The following is a 15659-nucleotide window of genomic DNA, read 5'->3' on the forward strand; positions in this document are numbered from 1 at the left end:
GTCACGTCGGGCCGCAGGCGTCACACCTGGGCGGCCACCTGCACGTCGATGTTGCCCTGCGTCGCCTTCGAGTACGGGCACAGCTCGTGGGCGCGGCCGGCGAGGCGGTCGGCGGTCCCCTGGTCGGCGCCGGGCAGGTGGACGGTGAGCCACACCCGGAGCCCGAAGCTCGTGGCGTCCGGGCCGATCCCGACCTGCGCGTCGACGCTCGAGGAGTCGACGTCGACGTTCTCCTGGCCGGCGGCCAGCTTGAGGGCCTGGTGGAAGCAGGCCGCGTAGCCGGCGGCGAAGAGCTGCTCGGGGTTGGTCGCCCCGCCCGGCCCGCCCATCTCCTTGGGCATCGCCATGTCCTGGTCGATGATGCCGTCCGACGAGCGGACGTGGCCGTTGCGGGCGTCGCCGGACGACGTGGCCTCGGCGGTGTACTTGATGTCCATACGATCCGGCGTACCCGCCATGGCGTCGCCACGTGAGTGAGATGGGTCGCCATGACGACCCGGATCACTCACGTGGCCGTCGGCCATCGCGGCGGACGCTTCTCGAGGAACGCGCCGATGCCCTCGCGGCCCTCCGGGGAGAGCCCCCGCTCGCCGATGCTCGCGGCCTCGGCGTCGAGGTGATTGTCGGTGAGCACGCCGCCGGCCCGGCGCACCAGCCGCTTCGTCGCGGCGAGCGCCTCGGACGGGCCGGCCGCGATCCCCTCGGCGATGCCGTCGGCCGCGAGGCGCAGGTCCTCGTCGGCGACGACGCGGGACGCCAGACCGCAGGCCAGCGCCTCGGCGGCGCCCATCGGCGCGTTGGTGAGGAACATGTCCATCGCCCGCGCCCGCCCGACCGCCGCGGGCAGCAGCGCGGTCATGCCGCCGTCGGGGGTCAGCCCGATCGCCGTGTACGCGGGCCGCAGCCGGGCGCCCGCGCCGAGCACGATGAGGTCAGCGGAGAGCGCCAGCGACAGCCCGATGCCCGCCGCCCAGCCGTGGACGGCGACGACCACGGGCGCCGCGAGGTCGAGCAGCGCCCGCTGACCGACGTGGATGGCGTCGGCCAGCTCGGAGAGGCTGCGGTCGGGCTCCGCGGCGAACCCGGAGATGTCGCCGCCGACGCAGAAGTTCGCGCCCTCGGCGACGATCTCGACGCAGCGGGCGTCCCGGGCCGGGCCCGACAGGGCGGCGAGGAACTGCCGGCCGAACGCGTGATCGACGGCGTTGTGACGCTCGGGGCTCGCCAGCACCAGCCGGCACACGCCGTCGGACTGCTCGACCCGGATCCGTTCGGGGTCACTCACGGGCTCTCCCCTCGTTGCGCACGGGCCCGGCGATGCTGCCACGCTCGACCCCACCAGCACCGGCCGAGATGATCGAGGGACGACAGACGTGCCCGACCTGCACATCCCCGCCTCCGCGGGCAGTCACCAGTCCGCGTTCCTCGCCGTGCCCCCGGTCGGCGACGGCCCGTTCCCCGGCGTCGTCGTCCTGCAGGACGCCTTCGGCCTGCGGGGGACGCTGCGCGAGCACACCGAGCGACTCGCCGCCGCGGGCTACCTGTCGGTGGCGCCCGCCCTCTACACCGCCCGCGGTGGGGGACCCCGCTGCATCGCGGCGACGATGAAGTCGATGACCACGAACACCGGGCCGGTGTTCGACGACATCGAGGCCGCGCGCCGCTGGCTCGCCGGCCGCGAGGACTGCACGGGTCGCGTCGGCGTCATCGGGTTCTGCCAGGGCGGTGGCTTCGCGCTGATCTCGGCGGCGCGCCACGACTTCGCCGCGGCCGCCCCGAACTACGGCCGGGTGCCCGACGACGCCGAGCGCGAGCTCGAGGGCATCTGCCCCGTCGTCGCGAGCTTCGGCGGCAAGGACCCGTCCCTGAAGGGCCACCCCGAGCGTCTCGAGTCGGCGCTCACCGCCCTCGGCGTCGAGCACGACGTGCGCACCTACCCCGACGCCAACCACAGCTTCCTCGAGCCGATGCCGCCGCCGCTGGCCGTCTTCGGCCTCGGCCTGCACCGCCCGTCGGCCGAGGACGCCTGGGGCCGCATCCTGCGGTTCTTCGACACGCACCTGCGCCGGGAGACCGCATGACCGAGGACCTCGAGAGCTACCTCATCGACATGGACGGGGTCCTCGTCCACGAGGAGAACGCGCTGCCGGGGGCGGACGACTTCATCCGCCGCCTCGGCGAGGCCGGCAAGCAGTTCCTCGTGCTGACCAACAACTCGATCTACACCCCGCGCGACCTGCAGGCGCGCCTGCACGCGAGCGGCATCGACATCCCCGCCACGTCGCTGTGGACGAGCGCACTGGCGACCGCGCAGTTCCTGAACGACCAGCGCCCGGGTGGCAGCGCGTTCGTCGTCGGCGAGGCCGGGCTGACCACGGCCCTGCACGACATCGGCTACATCCTCACCGACCGCGACCCCGACTACGTCGTCATCGGCGAGACCCGGACGTACTCGTTCGAGGCCATCACCCGCGCGATCCGCCTGATCCAGGGCGGGGCCCGCTACATCGTCACCAACCCCGACGCGACGGGGCCCTCGCCCGAGGGCACGCTGCCGGCCGCGGGCTCGGTGGCCGCGCTGATCACCCACGCGACCCGCAAGGACCCGTACTTCGTCGGCAAGCCCAACCCGCTGATGATCCGCGCGGGGCTCAACACCGTCGGTGCGCACTCCGAGACCACCGCGATGATCGGCGACCGGATGGACACGGACATGGTGGCCGGGATGGAGGCCGGGCTGCACACGATCCTGGTGCTCTCCGGGGTCACCGACCCGGCCGAGATGGACCGCTATCCCTACCGCCCGAACCAGGTGGTGCAGAGCGTCGCCCACCTGGAGGTGGGCGTGCGGGGCTGACCGGGTACTTCTGCGGACATGCCGGAGGACTACGAGGACCTGCCGTCCACGCTGCAGCGCTCGCCCGAGAGTGCGCGCAAGACCTACGCCGAGGCCAAGGAATCCGCCGAGGGGACCTACGGCAAGGGTGAGCGCGCCAGCCGGACGGCGTACTCGGCGCTCAAGCACACGCACGAGAAGGTGGGCGACCACTGGGAGCCCAAGGAGGAGAAGGGCCCGTCGGACTCGCGCGCCGAGAGCGGCGGGGCGAACCCCAGCGGCGAGCCCGGCGGCGGCGTCGACGCCAACGCCAGCAAGGAGCACCTCTACGAGCGCGCCCAGCAGCTCGGCGTCGAGGGCCGCTCGAAGATGGACAAGGACGAGCTGGTCGACGCCATCCAGAAGGCGAACGACAGGGAGACGCGCAAGGCCCGGGGTGACTGAACCCGCCGTTCCCGCCGCCGACCCCGCCGACCCCCCGCCCACCACCCGCCCGTCGCTGGGCTGGCTCGAGCTCGGGGTCGCGGCCCTGTCCTACGTGGTGGTCCAGCTGGCCCTGGCCGTCGTGGCCGGCCTGCTCTCCGAGGGCGTCCCGCCCGCCCCGGTGCTCGTGGCGATCTCGGGCGTCTCGGCGCTCGCGGCGGTCGCGATCGCGCTCTCGCTGCGGGTGCGCTCGCCCGCCGCCGTCGGGCTGGTCCGCGTCCCCGTGCGCACGGTGCTCGTCGGCGTCGGACTCGGCCTGGTCGTGTGGCTGGTCTCGCGCGCCCTGATCCTCGCCTACGTCGCGATCACCGGGGACACGTCGGACCCGCAGGCCGCGCTCACCCTCTTCAGCGGCCCGGTGGCCGCGACCCTGGTCGTCCTCGTCGGGGGGCTCGTCGTCCCGCTCGGTGAGGAGCTGCTCTTCCGGGGCGTGGGCTACGGCGTCCTGCGCCGCCTCGGGTACGTCGTCGCCGTCGTGCTCTCGGCCGGGGTGTTCGCGCTGGCCCACGGCCTCAACGTCGTGTTCGCCGCGGCGCTGCTGCTCGGCGTCGTCAACGCCGTGCTCTACGAGCGCACCGGCTCGATCTGGCCGCCGGTCGCCGCGCACGCGACGTTCAACCTCATCTCGTTCGCGCTGGTGCTGGCGGTCGGCGGCCAGACATGACGCGAGCTCGGATGTTCAGGACGCCGCGAAGGGGTCGAAGCCGAACTTGATCGCGGTCGGGTCGCGCCGCACCGTCACGACGCCGGCGGCGTCCTGCGTGTCCAACTGGCACAGCAGCCGGACGAGACGGTGCGCGGCTCCGCGGGGCTCGTCGCCCGTCTGCGCCAGCGTGCGGTGCGACGCTCCGACGTTCCACTGCGACGTCGTCCCCGCACCCTGACTGACCGCGATCACGACGTCGAGCAGCCAGCGTGCCGGCTTGCCGGAGAACGCCGTCGTCTGGTGGGCGAGGACCTCGACGACCTGATCGGCGCGCACCAGCCCGTGGTCCTGGGTCTCGATCCACACCTGGTTCAGCGCCATGACCCACCTCCTCGCTCCGGGGCGACATCGGCCCCCCGGCGGGAGCCGGGCCGACGTCCGGAACGACCCGTCTCGAGGAAGGGTCGGCGTACCGCCGTGGGGTCGGTCGTTCCGGTCGGCTCCGGGCTCCCGCCGGGAGGGCCATCCAGTAGCAGGGACCGTTGATCGGATCGCGTTGCGGGCGGTCATCACCTCCTCGCCGGGACGGATGTCGTGGACGGGTGCACCGGAGGCGCCCGGGTGCGGGGAACGGGTCGTCGGCGGCCACCCCGAGCCGTGCCGACCGGGGCGGGGTCCCTGCCGGCGACCAGTCCGCGGGACGACCTCGGTGGAGGTTCGCGGCGGGCCGCGGGGCCGTGCCGCGGAGGTGGCGCGGGAGGCGCGGGACGTTCCTCGCCCCAGGGCTGCTCGGCCGTCACGATCGCGACGAACTCGGCGTCGAACACGGCCTGGTCCACGGCGGGCCCCCCGTCGATCACCACCAGGGGCTCGGGGGCCGGGTCACTCCCGCGACCGCGTCGCGGTGTCTCCCCGAGGCCCTGCGCCTCGTCGAGCACGTCGACCGTCATGACGAACACTCCTCCGGTCGCCACTCTCACCGGTTCCAGCGTTCTCGCCACGATCTGCGAGATATCTACAACTTTAGTTGGAGCTTTTCGCTCGTTCAACCCCGAGATCCGTTGCCGTGGCCATGGTCGCGCCCATGGCGGGCCGAGTCGCGTTGCCGGCGCGCGGTGTCCCGTTCGTCGAGCGCGGTGTCCCGCTCGCGGCGCGCCCGGTCGCGCTCCTCGGTGGTGGCGGCGTGCCGGGCGCGCTCCTCGGCGAGGTCGGCGTGCAGATCGAGGATCGTCGCGGCGCTGGCCAGGGTGTGGCCGTGATCGGTCAGCTCGCGCAGTGCGACGACCCGGGCGAGGTGGTTGCGGGAGTAGCGCCGGTGTCCGCCCCCGGAACGGGACGGGCTGACCAGTCCCGCGGCGTCCAGGCTCCGGAGGAACGCGGCGGTGACCCCCAGCAGCTGCGCGGCCTGACCCATGCCGTAGGCGGGGTGGTCGGGATCATCCAGGCGGTCCAGAGTCATGCGTCGCCTTCTCCTACCGGGCGTCCGCGCCGCACGCTACCCGGGTCCGGGCCCCCGGCGGAGGAGCCAGGTGGGACGCCGGCCGTCCGGCGCCTCGGCTCCTGGCCGGACGAGGCGTACCCGGGAGCTCGAGGTGGAACCCCCGGCCCCATGAGCACAGCGTCCGACGTCGAGACCGCCATCGAGATCCACGACCCCGCGACGGGGGAGTTCGTGGGCAGCGTCCGCCCCGCGGGCCCCGACGAGGTCGACGCCGCCGTGGGCCGGGCGCGCACCGCCCGCGACGCCTGGGCCCGCACGGCGCCCGGCGACCGCGCCGGCCTGGTGCGCGACGCCGCCGGGGCGCTGCGGGGCGTCGCCGAGGAGTTCGCGCGCCTCAACGAGACCGAGACCGGGCGGCCCTACGACGACGCCCTGGGCGGGGTGCTGGCCGCGGCCGGGACGCTCGAGCAGTACGCCGAGCTGGGCCCGTTGCACCGCGGACGCTCGCTGCAGGGCTCGTGGGACGCGACCGACCTCATGGTCCCCGAGCCCCGCGGGGTCGCCGCGGTGATCACGCCGTGGAACGACCCGGTGGCCGTGGCGGGGGGCCTGATCGGTGCGGCGCTCGTCACCGGCAACACCGTCGTGCACAAGCCCAGCGAGCGCTGCCCGCACCTCGGACGACGCTTCGCCGAGCTCGTCGCGTCCTTCCTGCCCGAGGGCGTCCTCGAGATCGTCGACGGGGCCGGCCCGACCGGCGCCGCGCTGTCCGGGCACCCGTCGATCGACCTCGTCGCCCACGTCGGCTCCATCAACGCCGGGCGCGCCATCCGCCAGGCCGCCGCCGGCACCGGCGCGCACGTCCTGCTGGAGAACGGGGGCAACGACCCGTTCGTCGTCGACGCCGACGTCGACCCGCGCTGGGCCGCCGAGCAGGCGGCGCTCGGCTCCTACGCCAACGGCGGCCAGGTGTGCGTCTCCGTCGAGCGCATCTACTGCGCCGCCGCGATCGCCGAGCCGTTCCTCGACGCGCTGGCCGAGGAGGCCGCGCGCTGGGTCTACCGGCCCTCGGCGGCGGGCGAGAAGGCCCTCGGCCCCGTGGTGGACCGCCGGCACCGCGAGCACGTCCACTCCCACGTCGCCGCCGCGATCGAGGACGGCGCGCGGGTGCACGCGGGCGGGTTCGTGCCCGAGGGCGACGGTGCCTTCTACCCGGCGACCGTGCTCTCCGGGCTCACGCCGGCGATGACGATCCTGCGCGAGGAGACCTTCGGGCCGGTCGCGCCGGTCCGGGTGGTCGAGGACTTCGCCCACGGGCTCGCCGAGGCCGTCGACGACCCGCACGGACTCGCCGCGACCGTGCTCACCGGCAGCATCGCCCACGCCCAGCAGGCCTGGCGCGAGCTCCCCGTCGGCACCGTGAAGATCAATGCGGTGTTCGGCGGCGCGCCGGGCGGGGCGGCCGAGCCCCGCGGGGTGTCGGGGTCGGGCTTCGGCTACGGCCCGGAGCTCCTCGACGAGATGACCACCACCAAGGTGGTCCACTGGTCGCCACTCCCGTGAGCGAGTGCTGACGCTGAGTACGTGTTGATCGACCCGTGACCCCCGGACGGGTGCTGTCGTTGCCCCGACGTGACCAATGACGACGACGCCGTCACGGCCGCCGCACCGACGGCCGCACTCGCCCGGCCGGCTCGTCCGCGCCCGGCACCGCGGTGGCCGCTGGTGCTGAGCCGGTCGGTGCTGGGCGTCGCGGCCACGGTCACGGGCGTGCTCGGGGTCGGCGTCGCGACCGGCGCGACGCCGATGCTGTCGATGGTCGCCGGGCCCCAGGCCTCGCTCGCGGTCCCGCCACCGCCTGTCGTGCCGGTGCTCGGCACGCCGACCTCGGTCGAGGCGACGACGACGGACACCAGCGAGACGACGACGCGCACGACCACGCGCTCACCGCGCCGGACCGTGGACGACGAGACCACCACCGCCCGCCGGACGACCCGCCCGACCCCGGTCGTGCCCGTCGTCCCGGAGCCCGAGCCCGTGGCCCCGGCGCCGGTCGAGCCGCCGGCCGGCGGGGGCCAGGGCGGCGGCGCCGGCGGCGGCGGTAGTGGCGGTCACGGCGGCGGTGAGGGTGGCGGCGGCCAGACCGGCGGCGGCACCGGCGGCGGTCAGGGTGGCGACGGTCAGGATGACGGCGGTCAGGGTGGCGGCGCTCAGCAGCCGCGCCTCACCAGGGGCGCCGGCTGACCGGTCCAGGACATACCTCGGTGGCGAAACCCGCGCTCAGCGCGGGTTCCGCCACCCAAGTCGGGGTCGGTGGCCTCAGCGCACGAGGGCGACGAGGTCGCCCGGGAGCTGCTCGAGGGTCCGGTCGACCTGGTCCTCGGGCAGCCACTCGCGCAGCAGGTGCAGCACCTGCTCCACCTGGTGCTCGACCTTCTCCGCGTCCACGGACGTCACACGCCCCGAGACCGCGTCGACGAAGGCGTCCTTCGTGACGGAGCGGGCCTGATCGTCCTTCGGGCGCTGGGCGCGGAGCTCCGCGGAGAGCTCGGGGGGCAGGCTGACCGTGAGGTCCTGCGCGAGGCCGGAACTGATGGCCTTGCCCAGCTCGTTCAGCGTGGCGCGGACCAGCACCTCGGCCTCGGACTGCGTCTCCAGCCCGATCCGGCGCTGGACCTGCCCGGTGAACGCCGCGAGCGTGGCGCTGGAGCGCGCCGGGTTCGGGTCGTCGGGGTTCTCGTCGGACTGCACCGGCGGGGTGGTCATGTCTTCTCGTGCCTCCAGCTCGTGACTGCTTCTTCTCCGGACACGGGCACCCACTCAGGAGGCGGGCGCAAACCCCTCGTCGCCGGCGCGTCGCACTCCCTCGGTCCAGCGGTCGCGGCGCTGGGCCTCGGTCTGCTCCCACCACTCCGGGCCCCGCTCGCCGAGCGCGGTCTTCGCCGCGTGCACCCGAGCCCGCGCGGACGCCTCCGCGTCGGCGTCGTCCGCGCGCTTCGCGGTGCCCACGTCCCGGCGCGCGGCCATGAGCCAACGGCGCAGGACCGAGGCGTCGTCCTCGGGGATCAGCGGATCGGTCGCCCGCCAGCGCCGTCCGTCGATCACGACGTGGTGGCCGTCGTCGGTGTGCTCGACCATCACGCCACGTCCACATCCATGCCCACGCGGCGCAGGCGCCGGGACGCCGCGAGCACCTCGTCGGGGCCGATCGCCAGGCACTCCTGGTCGAACGGGCACACGAGCTGGCGGCACGGGCTGCAGGACACGGGACGCGTGAGCACCTCGGCGCGGGTGGAGCGCGGCCGATACTGGTCGACGGTCTCGGTGCCGGCGAACAGCTCGACCACCGGTGCGCCGACGGCGTCGGCGAGGTGCACGCCCCCGGAGTTGTTGGCGACGACGACCTCGGCGTCGGTGAGCACCGCCGCCAGGTCGCCGAGCTCCAGGCCCGTGACCGGGAGCCCCACGTCGCCGGCGACCGCCGCGACGAGCTCCGCCTCGCGCTCGGTGCCCGTCACCGCGACCGTCAGCCCGTCCTCGGCGAGACCCCGGACGACGGCGGCGAACCGCTCGGGGGGCCAGCGTCGCGACGGGCAACTCGCACCGGGGGCCACGACGGCGTAGCGGGCGAGGTCGAGCGCGGCGGGGACGTGGGCGTCGAGGGGGACGCGGGCGTGCAACGTGTGCCCCTGCGACGGCACGCCCACGGCGGCGAGCAGCCCGAGCATGCGGTCGACCTGGTGCACCTCGTCGGGCGGGGCCGGCACCCAGTGGGTCAGCAGGGCGCCGCCGAACTCCTTCGACGTGCCCACCCGGACGCCGATGCCGGCGCGGCGCGCGAGCTCGGCGGCCGGCCACGGCGACTGCGAGAACGACGTGAGCACGATCGCGGCGTCGTGGTCGCGGGCGGTGAGCTCGGCGACGAGGTCGGCGTCCGGGTCGGCGCCCGGGACGAGGTCGAGCTGCTGCCAGGACACCGAGGCGGTGACGACGTCGTCGACCTCGGGGAGCAGGGCGGCAGCGGCCGCGCCGCCGGGGGAGGCGAGCAGGTCGAGCGACGCGTGCGGCGCCGCGGCGCGCAACGCCCGGAACACGGGACCGGTCATCAGGACGTCGCCGACGTTGTCGGGACGCACGACGAGGATGCGGCGCATCGAGGACCACTCGGGGTCGCCGTACCCTGGGCGGTGCGCGGCGGGGTGCCGGAGGTCGGCGGGGAGGTCGGGCACGGCGACGAGTACCCGAAGGTGCTGGCAGGCTCACCCCGTGAGCTGGTCGCCCTGGTTCCACGCGCGGCCCGTCGCCCGCGGCGTCTGGCTGGTCGCCGAGCCCGGCCACGTCAACTCGTGGCTCGTCGCCGGGCGCGACCGCGCGGTGCTCGTCGACTCCGGGCTCGGGATCGCCCCGATCCGCCCGGTCGTCGAGGCGCTCACCGACCGGCCCGTCGACGTCGTGCACACCCACGCCCACCTCGACCACGTCGGCGGCGACGCCGAGTTCTCCCGCGTCGCGATCCACCCGGCGGGGGTCGCCGAGCTGACGGCCGGCGCGAGCGCGGCCGAGCGGCGCCGCTACCTCGCCCACACCCGCCGGATGCTCGCCGCCGCCGACGCCTACCGGGCGCTCGACCGCGACTTCCTCCACCTGCTCTCCGCCGACTCCGACCCGCGCCCGCTGCCGCCCGGCGTCGACGAGACCACCTGGGCGCCCGGGCCGGCGCCCACGCCCGACCTCCTCGCCGACGGGGACGTCGTCGACCTCGGCGGCCGGGAGCTGCGCGTCCTCCACACGCCGGGCCACAGCCCGGACTCGGTCTGCTTCCTCGACGAGCGCGCCGGCCTGCTGTTCGCCGGCGACACGGTCAACACCGGCCCGACCTACGCGCAGGCCCCGGAGGCCGACCTCCCCGCGTTCGCCGCGTCCACCGCCCGGCTGGCGGAGCTCGACGTCCACCTCGTCCTCATGGCGCACTTCGGCCGCGCGGTCGCCGAGGGCGCCTACCTGCGCGAGGTCGCCGACGCCTTCGCGCGCCTGCTCGCCGGCGGTGTCGACGGGCCCGTCCTGCGCCCGGCGCGCGACTGCGACGCCGACCCGGTGCGCGAGGCCGTGTTCGACGCGTGCTCGATCTACGTGCCCGCCGATGAGTGAGCGCCGGTCCGAGACCGCCGACGGCGTCGAGGTCCTCGTCTCCGGCGACGCCTCCCGCGACGCCCTGGCGCAGCGGGCGCTCGCCCGCGGACCGGCGCTGACCGAGCGGGCGCTCGGGTTCCTCCGGGGATGGCTGCACGACGGCTTCGCGCCGGAGCGGGGAAGCTTCGAGCTGGTCACGCTCGAGGTCCCCGCCGCCCGGGAGCCCGGCGGGGGTGACGTCGTCCTGCGGTTCGTGTTCACCCTCGACGCGGCGCCCGAGGAGTACGGCTACACGTGGTTCGAGGTGGTGCTGAACGACCGGGACCACCCGCCGGACCCGTTCTGGCCGGTCGGGGTACGTGTCAGCTTCTGGTGAGCGAACGGCCGGGATCGGGTACCGACGGCGGGTGGCAGACCTCCGCGTCGCGCTCGTCCACGGGCGCGCCGACCCCGCGCACGACGGCGTCGCCGACTACACCGTCCACCTCGCGCAGGCCCTCGACCGCCACGGCGTGGACGTCGTCGACGTGCCCGTCGACCCGGGGGCGCGCGGGTTGCTGCGCGCGGCACGGTCGCTGCGGGCGAGCGGCGCGGACGTCGCGCACGTGCAGTTCGCGCCGTCGGCGTTCGGGTTCTCCGGCGCCCCGGGGCTGCTCGGCGACCTCGCGGGGATGCCGCTGGTGACGACGCTGCACGAGTACGGCTGGTGGTCGTGGGCGCCCCGGGTGCCGGACGGCGTGTGGTCGTTCCTCGAGCGCCGTCGCCTCGCCGACCGGGAGACCGGGCGCCTCGTCCCGCGCAGCGCGGCGGTGCTCACGACCAACGGCGAGCACGCCGCGACCCTGCGGGACCGCCTCGGCGTCGAGGCCGGCCGCGCCCCGCTGCTGCCGAACGTCGAGGTCGACCCGGACGCCCCGGATCGGGCCACCACCCGGCGCGCCCTCGGCGTGCCCGCGGACGCCGAGCTCGTGGTCTTCTTCGGCTTCGTGCACCCGGTGAAGGGCCTGCGCTACCTCGTCGACGCCGTCGCGCGCCTGGCCGCCGAGCGTCCGCGGCTGCACCTGCTGGTCCTCGGCGGGTTCACCTCGCTCGCCCTGCCCGAGGACGAGGCCGCGGCGTTCCGCGACGAGCTGACCGCGCACATCGCGGCGGCGGGCGCGACCGACCGCGTGACGATCACCGGGCACCGCCCCGCCGGCGAGGTCTCGGCCGCGCTGCAGGCCGCGGACGTCGCGGCGTTCCCGTTCACCGCGGGGGCGACGCTCAAGAGCGGTGCGCTGCTCGCCGCACTCGACCACGGGCTCCCGACGCTGGTCACCCGCCGCCCCGACGCCCCCGAGGACCCCGACCTCGCCGACGGCGAGACCGTGGTGATCGCCCCGCAGGTGCGCGACGCCGACGTCCTGCACGACGGGCTGCGCCGTCTGTTCGGTGACGACGACCTGCGCGCGCGGGTCGCGGCCGGCGGGCACCGCCTCGTCCGCGGCCGCGACTGGGACCGGCTCGCCGCGTCGCACGTGGCCACCTACCGGGCGGTGCTCCCGTAGTGCGCCGGGTCCTCGTGATCGACCTCCTCGGCGGGCTCGGTGACCTGATCATGGTGCTGCCGAGCGTGCACGCGCTGGCCGAGGCGCACCCCGACGCCGAACTCACCGTCCTGACCCACGCGCCCGGGGCCCCGCTGCTGGCGCGCGACCCGGCCGTGGCCGCGGTTCGCACCGCCGAGAAGCACGACGAGCGCGCCGCGGTCGAGGCGGCGCTCGCCGACCTCGCACCCGACCTCACCGTCACGACCACCCGCTTCGACGGTATCGGCGACCTCGTCGACACCGACGCCGCCGCCCGCGGCACCCGCGCGGTGAGCAACCTCTGGCGCAACCCGCCGCCCGACGAGCTGGTGGGCGAGCGCTACCAGCGGATCCTCGCCGCCGAGGGCGCCATCGCCGACACGATCCGCCCGCCCCGCGTCGTCCTCGACCCCGCCGAGCTCGCCGCCGGAGGGCACACGCTCGTGCAAGCCCTGCGTCCACGCTGGCACTCAACGCCAGGAAATCCGCATCCTCAGCCGGCGAGAGACGAGACCCCGCCCACCGTCCTCGTCCCCGACGCCGGCATGGCGGTCAAGCGCTGGCCCGCCCGCCGCTGGGCGGGGCTCGCGAGCTCCCTCCCCGGCCCGGTCCTCTCGATCGGCCCCGTCGACGGCGCCGAGGAGCTCCCCCCGACCGACCTCCGCGGCCTCGCCGCGCAGTTCGCCGCCGTCGCGGAGGCCGGCGGGGTCGTCGTCGGCCCCGACACCGGCCCGGTGCGCCTGGCCGCGGCGGTCGGCGCCCGCACGGTCGCGCTCTTCGGTCCCACGGCCGCGGCGCGCTACGGCCTGGAGGAGGGCGTCAACCTCCAGGGCCTCCCGGAGTGCCCGCACCGCATGCCGACGGCCATCACCGAGCAGGTCTGCTGGTGGGAGGCGACCTGCCCGCTCGCGCCCGAGCCCGCCTGTCTGCTCGATCTCACCGTCGACCGTGTGCGCGGGGCCGTGCTCGCCGACGGGTAGAACGGGGAGATGCGCTACCTCGATCTCCCCACGGCGAAGAAGTGGTCGGCCATCGGGCTGGGCACCTGGCAGTTCGGTTCCCGCGAGTGGGGGTACGGGCAGGACTACGCCGCCGGCCCCGACAGCGAGGCCGCGAAGATCGTGGCACGCGCCCTCGAGCTCGGTGTCACGGTCTTCGACACCGCCGAGGTCTACGGCCTCGGGCGCAGCGAGCGCATCCTCGGCGACGCCCTGGACCGCGCCGATGCCGACCCGCAGACCACGGTCGTCGCGTCGAAGATCTTCCCGGTGCTGCCCGTCGACCAGGTCGTCGTCCAGCGCGGCACCTCCAGCGCCGCCCGGCTGCGTCGCAAGCTCGACCTCTACCAGGTCCACCAGCCGAACCCGGTGGTCGGCGACGGCACGACCATGGCCGGCATGCGGACCCTGCAGGCCGCGGGCGTCGTCGACGAGGTCGGCGTCAGCAACTACTCGCTGGACCGCTGGCAGGGCGCCGAGACCGCGCTGGGCAGCCAGGTGATCTCCAACCAGGTGCAGTACAGCCTCGTCTCCCGCGGGCCGGACAAGGAGCTGCTGCCCTACGCCCGCACCGCCGGGCGCGCGATCCTCGCCTACAGCCCGCTCGCCCAGGGCCTGCTGTCCGGCAAGTTCGACGCGGACCACCGGCCCGCGAACCGCGTGCGCTCGCTCAACCCGGTCTTCCTGCCCGAGAGCCTGCGCCGCGTGACGCCGCTGATCGAGACGCTGCGCGCCGTCGCGGACGCGCACGACGCGACACCCTCGCAGGTCGCGCTGGCCTGGACCATCCACCACCCGGTGGTCGTCGCCATCCCCGGCGCGTCCAGCGTCGCCCAGCTCGAGAGCAACTGCGCGGCCGCGGAGATCACGCTGACCGACGACGAGTACCTCGCGCTCACCGTGGCCGCCGAGTCGTTTCGGCCGGTCGGGGGCTTCTCGGCGCTCACCGGGATCGCCCGCGCGCAGCTCGGCGTCGGGTAGACCCGGAGCGAACGGGGAGTTCGCGCGCGTAGAAGCAGCGAACAGCGCGTTCGTTGCAGAACCAGGAGAACGCTCAGCCCAACCGCGCCAGCATCGTCCGGTTGTGCGTGCCGGTCTTGCGCAGCAGGGACCCGACGTGCTTCTCGACGGTCTTGGCCGAGATGGCCAGGGCGCGGGCGATCTGGCGATCGGTGAGCCCGCGGGCGACGAGGCGGCGCACCTCGGTCTCGCGGGGCGTGATGCCGGCGGCCGGGCGGGGCGGGGCGGCGAGACGGCCGAGCTGGTCGTCGGCGAGCAGGCTCTCGCCGCGCCCGGCGGCGGTCACGACGGCGACGAGGCGCTCGGCGCCCGCGTCCGGGTCGACGCAGCCCTTCACGCCGGCGGCGACGGCGGCGCGCAGGCGGTCGTCGGGACAGTGGTCGGCGAGCAGGACGACGGCGGGGGGATCGGGCAGGGCGGCGAGGGCGTCGAGCTGGGCGACGAGGTCGTCGCCGAGCAGGTCGTGCTCGACGACCAGGACGTCGGGGCCGAGCAGGCGACAGGCGCCGGCGAGGTCGTGGGCGCTGCCGGTGGGCGAGACCTCGGAGACCATGCCCAGCCCGGGCGCGCCGAGCTGGAGCAGGCGGACGACGCCCGCCCGGACGACGGGACGCCGCGCGGCGACCACGACGCCGGTGCGCGTGCGGCCGGGGGCGGGCACCGGGCCCGCCGTGCAGGGCACGGTGAGCCGCAGGCGCGCGCCGCGGCCCGGCGCGCTGTCGATCTCGAGCTCGCCGTCGAGCCGGCGCGCCCGCGCGGCCATGGCGCGCAGCCCGAGCTGTGCCCCGGTGGCCTCGACGCGGCGGCGTGACTGGGCGCCCGCGTCGAACCCGCGCCCGTCGTCCTCGACGAGGACGGTCAGCGTGCCGGGGCCGTGCAGCAGCCCGACCCGCACGCACGCGGCGTCGGCGTGGACCGCGACGTTGAGCAGGGCCTCCTGCACCATGCGGAAGACCTCGTCGGCCACGTCGTCGGCGACGGTCCCGGCGCCGACGGTCATGAGGTCGGCGCGCGTCGTGCCGCGGGCCTCGACCCACGCGAGCTCCTCGCGCACGGCCTGCTCGAGGGTGCGGCCGGCGAGGACGCCGCCGTCGGCGAGCGCGAGGGCGGCGTAGTCGGCGAACAGCTCGGCGAGGTGGAGGTCGGCGGGGGAGAAGCCGCCGCACCCGGCGGTGACGACGCAGGCGCCGACGACCCGCGGACCGCGGCGGACGGGCACGGCGAGCACGCCCGGCTCGCCGGGGGCGTCGACCAGCACCGGGTCGCAGCTCGCGACGAGCTCCTCGACGACGTTCCCGGGCACGGCGACGCCCTCGGCGTCCGGCCCCGCGAGCACGGTCCAGGTGCCGGTGGCCTCGTCGACCCGCACGACCCAGCCGTCACCCCCGGTGAGGGTGCCCAGGTGGTCGGCGATGCGTCGCAGCAGCGGGTCCGGCGCGGCGGGCGCCGAGGGGGAGGCGGTGACGACGCTGGACAGTGCCGGTACGACCACCGGTGGCCCTCCCTGAGTCCTCGGCGACGGTCCTCACGACACCGG

General features: G+C 75.4%; 19 protein-coding genes. 11 read left to right on the forward strand and 8 right to left on the reverse strand.

The window, feature by feature from the left end:
• Positions 1-20 precede the first annotated feature (20 nt).
• Complete coding sequence (locus tag PH191_RS17500) at positions 21-437, reverse strand: organic hydroperoxide resistance protein (RefSeq protein WP_274195906.1); 417 nt, start codon at positions 435-437, stop codon at positions 21-23.
• Positions 438-505: 68 nt separating this feature from the next.
• Positions 506-1285 (reverse strand): enoyl-CoA hydratase/isomerase family protein, encoded by a 780-nt coding sequence (locus PH191_RS17505; protein WP_274195907.1) that lies wholly within the window; start codon positions 1283-1285, stop codon positions 506-508.
• Between the two features lie 88 nt (positions 1286-1373).
• Between PH191_RS17505 and PH191_RS17510 the strand changes: the two genes are divergently transcribed.
• Genes PH191_RS17510 through PH191_RS17525 form a run of 4 tightly spaced genes read left to right on the forward strand, consistent with a single transcriptional unit; the run spans position 1374 to position 3983 of the window.
• Positions 1374-2081, forward strand: coding sequence for a dienelactone hydrolase family protein (locus PH191_RS17510; RefSeq protein ID WP_274195908.1), 708 nt, complete (start codon positions 1374-1376; stop codon positions 2079-2081).
• Positions 2078-2857: an HAD-IIA family hydrolase gene (locus tag PH191_RS17515; protein WP_274195909.1), complete on the forward strand. Its 780-nt coding sequence runs from the start codon at positions 2078-2080 to the stop codon at positions 2855-2857. Before PH191_RS17510 ends, PH191_RS17515 begins: the two co-directional genes overlap by 4 nt.
• Before the next feature lie 18 nt (positions 2858-2875).
• Positions 2876-3280 (forward strand): ChaB family protein, encoded by a 405-nt coding sequence (locus PH191_RS17520; protein WP_274195910.1) that lies wholly within the window; start codon positions 2876-2878, stop codon positions 3278-3280.
• Positions 3273-3983, forward strand: coding sequence for a CPBP family intramembrane glutamic endopeptidase (locus tag PH191_RS17525; RefSeq protein ID WP_274195911.1), 711 nt, complete (start codon positions 3273-3275; stop codon positions 3981-3983). The genes PH191_RS17520 and PH191_RS17525 overlap by 8 nt, the downstream gene beginning before the upstream one ends.
• Positions 3984-3998: 15 nt before the next feature.
• Here the strand turns inward: PH191_RS17525 and PH191_RS17530 are convergent, their stop codons facing one another.
• Together PH191_RS17530 and PH191_RS17535 are read right to left on the reverse strand one after the other, a co-directional pair.
• Entirely contained in the window at positions 3999-4346 is a 348-nt protein-coding gene (locus PH191_RS17530; protein WP_274195912.1) for a hypothetical protein, read from the reverse strand.
• Between the two features lie 664 nt (positions 4347-5010).
• Entirely contained in the window at positions 5011-5424 is a 414-nt protein-coding gene (locus tag PH191_RS17535) for a helix-turn-helix domain-containing protein (protein ID WP_274195913.1), read from the reverse strand.
• Between the two features lie 150 nt (positions 5425-5574).
• Here PH191_RS17535 and PH191_RS17540 point away from each other — a divergent pair, with 150 nt between their 5' ends.
• On the forward strand, positions 5575-6969 hold the full coding sequence (locus PH191_RS17540; RefSeq protein WP_274195914.1) for an aldehyde dehydrogenase family protein: 1395 nt from the start codon (positions 5575-5577) through the stop codon (positions 6967-6969).
• 69 nt (positions 6970-7038) lie between these two features.
• Positions 7039-7650 (forward strand): hypothetical protein, encoded by a 612-nt coding sequence (locus PH191_RS17545; protein WP_274195915.1) that lies wholly within the window; start codon positions 7039-7041, stop codon positions 7648-7650.
• 75 nt (positions 7651-7725) lie between these two features.
• Here the strand turns inward: PH191_RS17545 and PH191_RS17550 are convergent, their stop codons facing one another.
• The 3 genes from PH191_RS17550 to PH191_RS17560 are packed head-to-tail and all read right to left on the reverse strand — an operon-like array spanning position 7726 to position 9635.
• Positions 7726-8172: a DUF2267 domain-containing protein gene (locus PH191_RS17550; RefSeq protein WP_274195916.1), complete on the reverse strand. Its 447-nt coding sequence runs from the start codon at positions 8170-8172 to the stop codon at positions 7726-7728.
• Between the two features lie 54 nt (positions 8173-8226).
• Entirely contained in the window at positions 8227-8544 is a 318-nt protein-coding gene (locus PH191_RS17555; protein ID WP_274196179.1) for a hypothetical protein, read from the reverse strand.
• Complete coding sequence (locus PH191_RS17560; protein ID WP_274195917.1) at positions 8544-9635, reverse strand: glycosyltransferase family 9 protein; 1092 nt, start codon at positions 9633-9635, stop codon at positions 8544-8546. The genes PH191_RS17555 and PH191_RS17560 overlap by 1 nt, the downstream gene beginning before the upstream one ends.
• 37 nt (positions 9636-9672) lie before the next feature.
• On the opposite strand from PH191_RS17560, the gene PH191_RS17565 reads away from it, so the two are divergent.
• Genes PH191_RS17565 through PH191_RS17585 form a run of 5 tightly spaced genes read left to right on the forward strand, consistent with a single transcriptional unit; the run spans position 9673 to position 14083 of the window.
• A complete protein-coding gene (locus tag PH191_RS17565) occupies positions 9673-10554 on the forward strand; it encodes an MBL fold metallo-hydrolase (protein ID WP_274195918.1) in 882 nt (293 codons plus the stop codon).
• Positions 10547-10912, forward strand: coding sequence for a hypothetical protein (locus tag PH191_RS17570; RefSeq protein ID WP_274195919.1), 366 nt, complete (start codon positions 10547-10549; stop codon positions 10910-10912). The genes PH191_RS17565 and PH191_RS17570 overlap by 8 nt, the downstream gene beginning before the upstream one ends.
• A 31-nt stretch (positions 10913-10943) precedes the next feature.
• A complete protein-coding gene (locus PH191_RS17575; protein ID WP_274195920.1) occupies positions 10944-12083 on the forward strand; it encodes a glycosyltransferase family 4 protein in 1140 nt (379 codons plus the stop codon).
• Positions 12083-13084 (forward strand): glycosyltransferase family 9 protein, encoded by a 1002-nt coding sequence (locus PH191_RS17580; RefSeq protein ID WP_274195921.1) that lies wholly within the window; start codon positions 12083-12085, stop codon positions 13082-13084. The genes PH191_RS17575 and PH191_RS17580 overlap by 1 nt, the downstream gene beginning before the upstream one ends.
• A 9-nt stretch (positions 13085-13093) precedes the next feature.
• Positions 13094-14083 (forward strand): aldo/keto reductase, encoded by a 990-nt coding sequence (locus tag PH191_RS17585; RefSeq protein ID WP_274195922.1) that lies wholly within the window; start codon positions 13094-13096, stop codon positions 14081-14083.
• Positions 14084-14156: 73 nt separating this feature from the next.
• Here the strand turns inward: PH191_RS17585 and PH191_RS17590 are convergent, their stop codons facing one another.
• On the reverse strand, positions 14157-15614 hold the full coding sequence (locus PH191_RS17590) for a helix-turn-helix transcriptional regulator (protein ID WP_274195923.1): 1458 nt from the start codon (positions 15612-15614) through the stop codon (positions 14157-14159).
• Between the last annotated feature and the right edge of the window lie 45 nt (positions 15615-15659).

Origin of the sequence: Actinomycetospora callitridis (assembly GCF_028737265.1) — a bacterium.
Classification (GTDB): Bacteria; Actinomycetota; Actinomycetes; order Mycobacteriales; family Pseudonocardiaceae; genus Actinomycetospora; species Actinomycetospora callitridis.

Coding starts and splice junctions, on each gene's coding strand:
- PH191_RS17500 (WP_274195906.1), bottom strand. CDS start 437: ATGGACATCAAGTACACCGCCGAGGCCACGTCGTCCGGCGACGCCCGC.
- PH191_RS17515 (WP_274195909.1), top strand. CDS start 2,078: ATGACCGAGGACCTCGAGAGCTACCTCATCGACATGGACGGGGTCCTC.
- PH191_RS17520 (WP_274195910.1), top strand. CDS start 2,876: ATGCCGGAGGACTACGAGGACCTGCCGTCCACGCTGCAGCGCTCGCCC.
- PH191_RS17530 (WP_274195912.1), bottom strand. CDS start 4,346: ATGGCGCTGAACCAGGTGTGGATCGAGACCCAGGACCACGGGCTGGTG.
- PH191_RS17535 (WP_274195913.1), bottom strand. CDS start 5,424: ATGACTCTGGACCGCCTGGATGATCCCGACCACCCCGCCTACGGCATG.
- PH191_RS17540 (WP_274195914.1), top strand. CDS start 5,575: ATGAGCACAGCGTCCGACGTCGAGACCGCCATCGAGATCCACGACCCC.
- PH191_RS17550 (WP_274195916.1), bottom strand. CDS start 8,172: ATGACCACCCCGCCGGTGCAGTCCGACGAGAACCCCGACGACCCGAAC.
- PH191_RS17555 (WP_274196179.1), bottom strand. CDS start 8,544: ATGGTCGAGCACACCGACGACGGCCACCACGTCGTGATCGACGGACGG.
- PH191_RS17570 (WP_274195919.1), top strand. CDS start 10,547: ATGAGTGAGCGCCGGTCCGAGACCGCCGACGGCGTCGAGGTCCTCGTC.
- PH191_RS17585 (WP_274195922.1), top strand. CDS start 13,094: ATGCGCTACCTCGATCTCCCCACGGCGAAGAAGTGGTCGGCCATCGGG.